12 protein-coding genes and 1 pseudogene are annotated in these 8055 nt (G+C 67.8%); 8 read left to right on the top strand and 5 right to left on the bottom strand.

Annotation, left to right across the window (positions count from 1 at the left end; translation table 11 throughout):
* Nucleotides 1-571: 571 nt before the first annotated feature.
* Complete coding sequence (locus BKN37_RS24370) at nt 572-1027, top strand: STAS domain-containing protein (protein ID WP_083342019.1); 456 nt, start codon at nt 572-574, stop codon at nt 1025-1027.
* On the opposite strand, the gene BKN37_RS24365 is transcribed toward BKN37_RS24370, so the two are convergent.
* Both BKN37_RS24365 and BKN37_RS24360 read right to left on the bottom strand, forming a co-directional pair.
* Nucleotides 998-1792, bottom strand: coding sequence for a SigB/SigF/SigG family RNA polymerase sigma factor (locus tag BKN37_RS24365; RefSeq protein ID WP_071029501.1), 795 nt, complete (start codon nt 1790-1792; stop codon nt 998-1000). The genes BKN37_RS24370 and BKN37_RS24365 overlap by 30 nt on opposite strands.
* Nucleotides 1789-2169 (bottom strand): ATP-binding protein, encoded by a 381-nt coding sequence (locus BKN37_RS24360; protein ID WP_071029500.1) that lies wholly within the window; start codon nt 2167-2169, stop codon nt 1789-1791. Before BKN37_RS24360 ends, BKN37_RS24365 begins: the two co-directional genes overlap by 4 nt.
* 295 nt (nt 2170-2464) lie before the next feature.
* Between BKN37_RS24360 and BKN37_RS24355 the strand changes: the two genes are divergently transcribed.
* The 5 genes from BKN37_RS24355 to BKN37_RS24335 all read left to right on the top strand — a co-directional run bounded on the left by BKN37_RS24355 (nt 2465) and on the right by BKN37_RS24335 (nt 4171).
* Nucleotides 2465-2659 (top strand): hypothetical protein, encoded by a 195-nt coding sequence (locus tag BKN37_RS24355; protein WP_071029499.1) that lies wholly within the window; start codon nt 2465-2467, stop codon nt 2657-2659.
* Between the two features lie 63 nt (nt 2660-2722).
* Nucleotides 2723-2980 carry a DUF7218 family protein gene (locus tag BKN37_RS24350; RefSeq protein ID WP_071029498.1) on the top strand — a complete coding sequence of 86 codons (258 nt, stop codon included), beginning with the start codon at nt 2723-2725 and terminating at the stop codon, nt 2978-2980.
* Between the two features lie 15 nt (nt 2981-2995).
* Nucleotides 2996-3247, top strand: a complete 252-nt coding sequence (mbp1, locus tag BKN37_RS24345; RefSeq protein WP_071029497.1) for a microaggregate-binding protein 1 — start codon at nt 2996-2998, stop codon at nt 3245-3247.
* A 121-nt stretch (nt 3248-3368) separates the two neighbouring features.
* Complete coding sequence (locus BKN37_RS24340) at nt 3369-3749, top strand: phage holin family protein (RefSeq protein WP_071029496.1); 381 nt, start codon at nt 3369-3371, stop codon at nt 3747-3749.
* 176 nt (nt 3750-3925) lie between these two features.
* Nucleotides 3926-4171 (top strand): UsfY protein, encoded by a 246-nt coding sequence (locus BKN37_RS24335; RefSeq protein ID WP_071029503.1) that lies wholly within the window; start codon nt 3926-3928, stop codon nt 4169-4171.
* 21 nt (nt 4172-4192) lie between these two features.
* Here BKN37_RS24335 and BKN37_RS24330 read toward each other — a convergent pair whose 3' ends face one another.
* From BKN37_RS24330 to BKN37_RS24320, 3 genes are all read right to left on the bottom strand, one after another.
* Entirely contained in the window at nt 4193-4579 is a 387-nt protein-coding gene (locus BKN37_RS24330; protein WP_071029495.1) for a hypothetical protein, read from the bottom strand.
* A gap of 79 nt (nt 4580-4658) precedes the next feature.
* Nucleotides 4659-6005, bottom strand: a complete 1347-nt coding sequence (lat, locus tag BKN37_RS24325) for an L-lysine 6-transaminase (RefSeq protein ID WP_071029494.1) — start codon at nt 6003-6005, stop codon at nt 4659-4661.
* Between the two features lie 51 nt (nt 6006-6056).
* Nucleotides 6057-6509, bottom strand: a complete 453-nt coding sequence (locus BKN37_RS24320; RefSeq protein WP_071029493.1) for an Lrp/AsnC family transcriptional regulator — start codon at nt 6507-6509, stop codon at nt 6057-6059.
* Nucleotides 6510-6548: 39 nt separating this feature from the next.
* On the opposite strand from BKN37_RS24320, the gene hglS reads away from it, so the two are divergent.
* Nucleotides 6549-7787: a 2-oxoadipate dioxygenase/decarboxylase gene (hglS, locus tag BKN37_RS24315; protein ID WP_071029492.1), complete on the top strand. Its 1239-nt coding sequence runs from the start codon at nt 6549-6551 to the stop codon at nt 7785-7787.
* Nucleotides 7784-8055 (top strand): annotated as a pseudogene (locus BKN37_RS24310) (aldehyde dehydrogenase family protein); the annotation flags it as partial. The gene hglS and the pseudogene BKN37_RS24310, both read left to right, overlap by 4 nt.

Here is an 8055-nt window from a genome sequence, read left to right as displayed (position 1 = left end):
TCCCTGGTGAGACGGATGTCTTTGGACGGACAATCCATCGATACCGGGAGTTCCGCTGCCCTACCGGTACCCACAACGGCGTGTCACACTTGCCACACCAATCACACACCTAACTGCGCGGCATTGGGGCTAGAGGCGGCGCTGCCCGGCAAACTGGCGTCGTGATGCGCGGAAAACCCAGGCGCCCCGGACGCATCGTCCACCACCTGCGCAACAGGCCTCGACGAAGTCGTGACGAATCCTCACCACTGCCGGGCTTCCATGCCACCAAACAGGCTCGCCCGCTTGCTCGTCGCCGATCCCGAGCCTGTCCAGGGCAAACCCGACTTCGCTGCCCGACGCCGGCGGGGGCAACATAAGGGGTTGAACAGAATCCCGCTGTCCGTTACCAAACTGTTGTGAACCGCGGCGGACAGGGGTAGCGTCAGCGAACAGGTTGAGTTCACAGCCACCCGGAAGAAGCGTCAAAGACGTGACCAGGGGGCCTACTCCCTGGCTTCTACCCGTGAGGGTTGTAATCACATTGACGTGAGTCCAACAGCACGATTTTTCGACTGATGGAGCCACAAGAATGTCCGCTATCAGAGCCGCCGAGTCCGCATTACCGCCTCCCCGGACGGACACGGCCTTTCCGCCTCAGACCTGGGAGAGCCGCACCGCTCATTCGACCGCCCGCTGGGGGCGTTCCGGCGCGGTGATCAGTGTCGGCGGCGAACTCGACGCCGCGAACGCCGGGCAGCTCGCTGACTACGTGCAGCGCTGCGCCGGTTACTGCGAATGGTTGGTGCTCGACCTACACGACCTGGAATTCATCGGCACCGCGGGTTTTTCTGTCCTGCAGACGATCAACACCCGGTGCACCGACGGCCAGATCTATTGGGCGATGGTTCCCAGCTCCCCGGTGTCCCGCCTGCTACGAATCTGCGACCCGGACGGCGCGTTGCCGACCACCGAGTCGGTTGCCGCCGCGCTGGCCACGGTGCAAAGCCGCAGCCGGCTACTGCAGCTGGTCACGGAGCCGAGCTAGCGATTTCGCCAGCAGCCGGGATACGTGCATCTGCGAGATCCCGACCCGCTCGGCGATCTGCGTCTGCGTCATCGACTCGAAGAACCGGAGCACCAGCACCGTGCGCTCCCGCTCGGGCAACGCGTTGAGTAACGGGCGCAGCGACTCCCTGTTCTCGATTCGCTCCAGGCCGGCGTCGACGGAGCCGAGGGTATCGGCGATGGCCCGCACCTCGTCGTCGCCGGAGCTGCTGCTGGTGGAGTCGATGGACAAGGTGTTGTAGGAGCTGCCCGCCACCAGCCCCTCGACGACCTCGCTGCGGCTGAGTTCGACTTCCTCGGCGAGCTCGGAGGCGGTGGGCGCCCGTCCCAGGCGTTGGGACAGCTCGGCGGTCGCCGAGCCGAGCCGCAAATGCAGCTCCTTAAGCCGCCGGGGGACCTTCACCGACCAGCTGTTATCCCGGAAGTGCCGGCGCACCTCGCCCATGATGGTGGGCACCGCGAACGAAACGAAGTCCGAGCCGGCATCGACATCGAACCGGATCACCGCGTTAACCAATCCCACCCGGGCGACCTGGACCAGGTCCTCGCGCGACTCGCCGCGGCCCTCGAAGCGACGGCCAATGTGCTCGGCCAGCGGCAGGCACCGCTCCACGATCTTGTCGCGTTGGCGACGGAACTCCGGCGAGTCGGCGGGACAGCTGGCCAGTTGGCGAAACATCTCCGGGACGTCGGCATATTCAGAACTCGACCGCGATGCCGAACCCCCGGCGGCGCGTTCTGTCACTGGGCGCGGCCCGCCCGGTGGGTCGTCAACGTGATCCCGAAGACGCGGTGGCCGCCCTGCGGTTCGCGACCGTCGCCGAAGGTCTTCACCTCGTCGGTCAGCGAGGTCAGCACGTGCCAGCTGAAGCTGCCCGGGGTCAGCACGTCCGCGCTTTCGCAGGCCACCGACGCGTGCACGACGACTTCGTCGTCGCGCGGGTCGACCACCACCACCAGGGTGGCCTCGGGTCTCGCCGACCGGATCAGTCGGGTACAGGCCTCGTCCACCGCCAACCGCAGATCCTCAACGGTATCCAGATCCAGGTCTTCTAGGGTGCCGACCGCGCCGACCAGGGTGCGCAACACCGCCAAGTTCTCCAGCCGGGGGGCGACCCGCATCTCGACGGCTCGTTCGCCGTATTGCCCAGCCCATCGTGTATCAGTCACGTGTCCTCCCGGCGATGTGGGACCGAGATTACCGCCGCGCACCGGCCGGTTGATCACGACGGCCACCGGGTATCCGGACTTTCATGGGCGCTGCTTTTGTGATTCTCGCACCGGTGATGGCGACGTAACAGCCACCCGGCGGTGCCGCGGGTTATCGGGGTAATAGTCATGACCTAGGGCTGATACCCGTTTGACCGCGCGGGTAACCCCGCGTTTTGACCCGATGACGTACGGGTAGGCGATCTCGATGCCCAGCGGTAGAAACCCCGATGAGATCCCGGTCGCCGACGCCGTCGAGCAGGACCAAGAAACCACCCCGGACCCCAGTCCGCCGTCGCGGCCGGATCCGCCGATGGAGGCCGACGCCCCGGATTGGCAGGAGCAACTCCAGGAAGTCGTGGGCGTCGAGGACGACGGCCGCGACGACTACCCGGAGGTTTGACAGCCGACGGCGGCGGGAAGCCTGCGGGATGGGTCGGGAATCACGCGCGGAAAGGAGACGGAGATGCCGAACCCGTCGATCAAAGACGAGCGTCTCTACGAAGACCTGCGCGACCGGGGCGAGTCGAAAGAGAAGGCCGCCCGGATCTCCAACGCGGCGGCGGCCAGCAGTCGCTCCCGCGTCGGGAAAAGCGGTGGCAAGTCAGGTTCGTACCAGGACTGGACTGTCCCGGAGCTCAAGAAGAGGGCGAAAGAGCTTGGTATATCCGGCTATTCGAAGCTGAACAAAAGCAAGCTCATCACGAAGCTTCGTAACCACTAGAGCGAAAGGCAGGCTATGGCCGACAACGACAAGAACAGTGGACCCGAAGAAGCCATCAAGGGCGTCGTCGAGGACGTCAAGGGCAAGGCCAAGGAGGCGGTCGGGACCGTCACCGGCCGCGACGACATGATCCGCGAGGGCCAGGCGCAGCAGGACAAAGCCGAGGCCGAACGCGAGGCCGCGAAGAAGGAAGCTCAGGCCGAACAGGCCCGGGGGAACGCGGCGGTCGAAGAGCAGCGGCAAAAAGCCAACCAGACCGACAACTGACGGCGCGACAAGCCTTTCCCATGAGGAAGGTCCAGCCGGTACCGGCTGGACCTTCTTCGCGTGGGTAGCCACGGAAACGCGGTTCTTCACAGCGCCGCCCGCTAGACCTACGCTTAGTGCTATGGGGCAAATCCTGCTTCGGGGCGTGGTGCATCTGGTGTCGTGGGCCATCGGCATGATCGTGGCGGCCTGGGCGGTGCCCAATGTTTCGGTGACGCCGTCGGCGGTGATCGTCGCCGCCGTGTTGTTCTCCATCGCGCAAGCGGGCCTGGCGGCGTTCATCTTGAAGTTGCCGCACGGTTATGCGTCGCTGCTCCTCGGCGGCACCGGACTGGTGTTGACCCTCGTCGCAATGGGTCTCACCTCGGTGATCACGCAGGAACTCAGCATTCGCGGCTTCGCATCCTGGATCGCCGCGACAGTGGTGGTGTGGCTGGTGACCACGATTGGGGCGATTTTGCTGCCTGAGGTGTACGCCCGCAACGAAGTCGCGCGGACCTAGCAGCCACCGATATTCACGCGACCCGCTGAGCCCCGGCGGGGTTAAGAATTGCACCGCACCGGGGCCGTTGAGTGAGTAGCATGGTGTCATCCGATGGCGGAGGTCAGCTCATGGGAGACACGCACCACGACCCGACAGACCACGCGCGGACCACGCAACCGCACGCGGGTATCACGATGAAGGACAACCTCTTCTGGCCCGGGTTCATTCTGATAATCATCGCTTTCGCCGGGATGGTCGCCACGGTGGCGGTCGCCGCCTACCGGCACTACGAATGGCTCACCACGACGGTGCTCATCGCCGTCCTCGGGATCATCGCCGGAGCGCTGTGGTTCGTCGTGGAGCTGCGCCGCGTCAACCAGGTGGATCGACAGTGGGTACACGCGCGCACCGATAGTCGACTGCAGCGGCGCGCCGCCTGAGCCAAGACTCGGTTCGGCGCGTCAGCCACCCAGCGTCAACCCGGAAATCGCCGGGGTACCCAGCGTCATCGTCAGCATCATCAGCGTGAGCAAGAACCAGCCGGCCCCGTGCCAACCCCACCAGGTGCCCTCGTCGCGCCACACCCGGTAGGTGCGCACGAACGCCCACACGCCGGCACCGAACAAAATGGCCGGTCCCCCGAACGCCAACACCGTCCGCTGCGGCACACCGCACGCCGCCGTGTCGACGGCCGCCTCCCCGCCGCAGGTGCTGACCCACAGCGCCGCCAGGATGACGAAGCCGACGCCGCTGGCGGCCGCCACCACCGCAAACCGGGCGGCCGCACGCACCTCGTCGTCTTCCTGCCCCAGCCGGTCCCCGTGGGAACCCGGGCGTGGTCGTTGCATACCGAACCTCTGTTATTCGGGTCCAGATTTCCCAGGATAGCTGCGGATAACCGTGGGCTGCCTCGGGTGCGAGGTGCGACTAACCCAACTCGGTCAGCGCGCCGCGCAAGGCGGCTACCGCGGCGTCAATTTCGGCCTCCGACACCGTCAATGCCGGCCGGAACCGCACCCCGTCCGCACCGCTGGCCAGCAGGACCACACCACGCCGCCACAGTCGGCGGAGCAACTCATCGCGGTCGGCGGTGGTCGGCAGGCTGACCGCGCACATCAGGCCGCGACCGCGGACGTCGAGCAGCAGACCCGGAAAGTCGTGCGCCAACTCGTCGAGCCGGGTGTGCAAATGGCGACCCAGCACCGCGGCCCGCGCGAACAGCCCCTCAGCTTCGATGACCTCCAGGACACGGCGGGCGCGGACCATGTCGGTGAGGTTGGCGCCCCACGTCGAGTTCAGCCGGGACGACACCGCGAACACGTTGTCGGCGATCTCATCGACCCGCCGCCCCGCCATCAGCCCGCACACCTGGGTCTTCTTGCCGAACGCGACCACGTCCGGCGCCACCCCCAATTGCTGGTAGGCCCAAGCGGTTCCGGTCAACCCGCACCCGGTCTGCACCTCGTCGAGGACCAGCAGCGCGTCGTACTCGTCGCACAGGGCGCGCATGGCGGTGAAGAACTGGGGGCGGAAGTGCCGGTCGCCGCCCTCGCCCTGAATGGGTTCGGCGATAAAGCAGGCGATGTCGTGCGGGTGCGCCGCAAACGCCGCCCGCGCCTGCCGCAGCGACTCGGCCTCCAGGGCGTCCATGTCCGACGCCGCTAGGCCCGGCCGCAGGTACGGTGCGTCGATGCGCGGCCAGTCGAACTTCGGGAACCGCGCCACCTTGACCGGTTCGGTGTTGGTCAGCGACATGGTGTAGCCGGTGCGGCCGTGAAACGCCCCGCGCAGGTGCAGCACCCGGGTGCCCAGCCCGGGGTCGCGGCCGTGGGCCTCGTTGTGCCGGCTCTTCCAGTCGAAGGCGACCTTGAGCGCGTTCTCCACCGCCAGCGCACCCCCGTCAATGAAGAACAGATGCGGCAGCGCCGGGTCGCCGAGCACCCGGGTGAACGTCTGGACGAACCGCGCCATCGGCACCGAGTACACGTCGGAGTTGCTCGGCTTGTTCAGGGCGGCTTGGGCGAGTTCGGCCCGAAACACGGCGTCGTCGGCGAGGGCGGGATGGTTCATCCCCAGCGCCGACGAGGCGAAGAAGGTGAACATGTCCAGATAGCGGCGCCCGTCGCGGGCGTCCACCAGGTAGGAACCGGCCGAGCGGTCCAGGTCCAGCACCAGGTCGAAACCGTCGACCAGCATGCTGTGCGCCAGCACCTGCCGGACCCGGTCGGGTGACAGCCGGGTGGGCGCTTCGGCGGGGCCAAGCACGGCAGTCATGCCACCAGAATACCGGCTATTTACGCTCTAAGCCCGCATTGACCGCAATATTTACGGCACAAACTGTCTATCGCTGTAAAACGTCTGTAGGATGATGGTGCTGCGCGTCTGCACGTTGGCCGCCGTCCGGATCCGCTGCAGCAGGTCTTCCAGCGCCCGCGCGGACGCGACGCGCACCAGCAGGATGTAGCTGTCCTCGCCGGCCACCGAGTGACACGATTCGATCGCCTCGATGTGTTCCAGCCGCGCGGGTGCATCATCGGGTTGTGAGGGGTCGAGAGGGGTGATCGCGACGAACGCCGACAGCATGTTCCCCAGCGCCTCGGGGTTGATCCGCGCCGAGTACCCGGTGACCACCCCCCGCGACTCCAGCCGGCGCACCCGGGAGGCGACCGCCGACACCGACAGCCCGGCCGTGGCGGCCAATTCGGCCAGCGTGGCCCGCCCGTCGGCCACCAGTTCGCGCACCAGGATGCGGTCGATATTGTCCAGCGTATCCACCATGGCCGGAGACTATCGCAGCGCGGTGGGGCGGCCATCGGGATGAAAAAGTTGGTGAGCTGGCAGCTGCGGGAACGCTTCGCCGCGGCGCTGTCGGCCATGTACGGGGCCGAGGTGCCGGCCTACACCACGCTGGTTGCGGTCACCACCGAGGTCAACCGGGATTATGCGGCGCACCGGCCGGGCGCCGAACGGCTGGGGTCGCTGGACCGGGTCACCGCCGAGCGGCACGGCGCGATCCGGGTCGGCACCCCGGCCGAGCTGGCCGCCGTCGCCGACCTGTTCGCCGCGTTCGGCATGTACCCGGTCGGCTACTACGATCTGCGCGACGCCGATCCACCGGTTCCGGTGGTGTCCACCGCGTTTCGGCCGATCGACGCCGACGAGCTGGCCCGCAACCCGTTCCGGGTGTTCACCTCGATGCTGGCGCTGCGCGATCCGCGGTTCTTCGACCCGGACCTGCGGCGCCGGGTGCAGGCGTTTTTGGCGCGCCGGCAGCTGTTCGACCCGGCGCTGATCGACGCGGCCCGGGTGATCGCCGCCGACGGGGGCTGCGCCGCGTCGACGGCCGACGATTTCGTCGAGCGGGCGGTGGCCGCGTTCGCGTTGTCGCCCGAACCGATCGAGCGGGCCTGGTACGACGAGCTGTCCCGGGTGTCCGCGGTGGCCGCCGACATCGCCGGGCTGGGCTCCACCCACCTCAACCACCTGACCCCGCGGGTGCTCGACATCGACGAGTTGTACCGGCGGATGTCCGCCCGGGGCATCACCATGATCGACAAGATTCAGGGGCCACCCCGCTGGGACGGACCGGCGGTGCTGTTGCGCCAGACGTCGTTTCGCGCGCTGGCCGAGCCGCGCCGGTTCCGGTCCGCCGACGGCGCCGTTACCGAGGGCACCCTGCGGGTGCGGTTCGGGGAGGTCGAGGCCCGCGGGGTCGCGCTGACCCCCGCCGGACGGGAACGCTACGACGCCGCGATGCGCGCACCCGACCCCGCCCGGGTGTGGGGCCAGCATTTCCCGTCCACCGACGCCGCACTGGCCGCGGCGGGACTGGCCTACTATTACGGCGGCGACCCGTCCAAACCGGTTGTCTACGAGGACTTCCTGCCCGCCTCGGCGGCCGGGATCTTCGCGTCCAACCTGGACCGCGACGCCCAAGCCACCGACACCGCCGACGATTCCGGCTACACCAGCGACTGGATGGCCGGGGCGATCGACCGTCGGATCCACGACCCGTACCAGCTCTACGCCGCCCTCGCCCAGGAGAAAACAGCATGAGTATCCCCACCACCACCCGCCTGCCCACCGCCGACGCGCTGCGGGAGCGGGTGCGCGCCGCGCTGAGCGCGATCGGCGCCGATGTCGAGCTCGGCGGGCCCGGCGACCACGGCCTGGCCGCCAGCACCCCAATCACCGGCGATGTCCTGTTCACCGTCGCCGCCCCCGAGCCCCAGCAGGCCGAGGCGATCATCGTCGCTGCCGCCCACGTGTTTTCTGCCTGCCGCGCCATCCCGGTCCCGGTGCGCGGCGAGCTGGTGGCCCGGCT

This window comes from Mycobacterium talmoniae, from assembly GCF_001854525.1.
Taxonomy (GTDB): domain Bacteria; phylum Actinomycetota; class Actinomycetes; order Mycobacteriales; family Mycobacteriaceae; genus Mycobacterium; species Mycobacterium talmoniae.
Note: the sequence above shows the minus strand (reverse complement) of the source record. Positions and strands in the feature narration are given on the sequence as shown.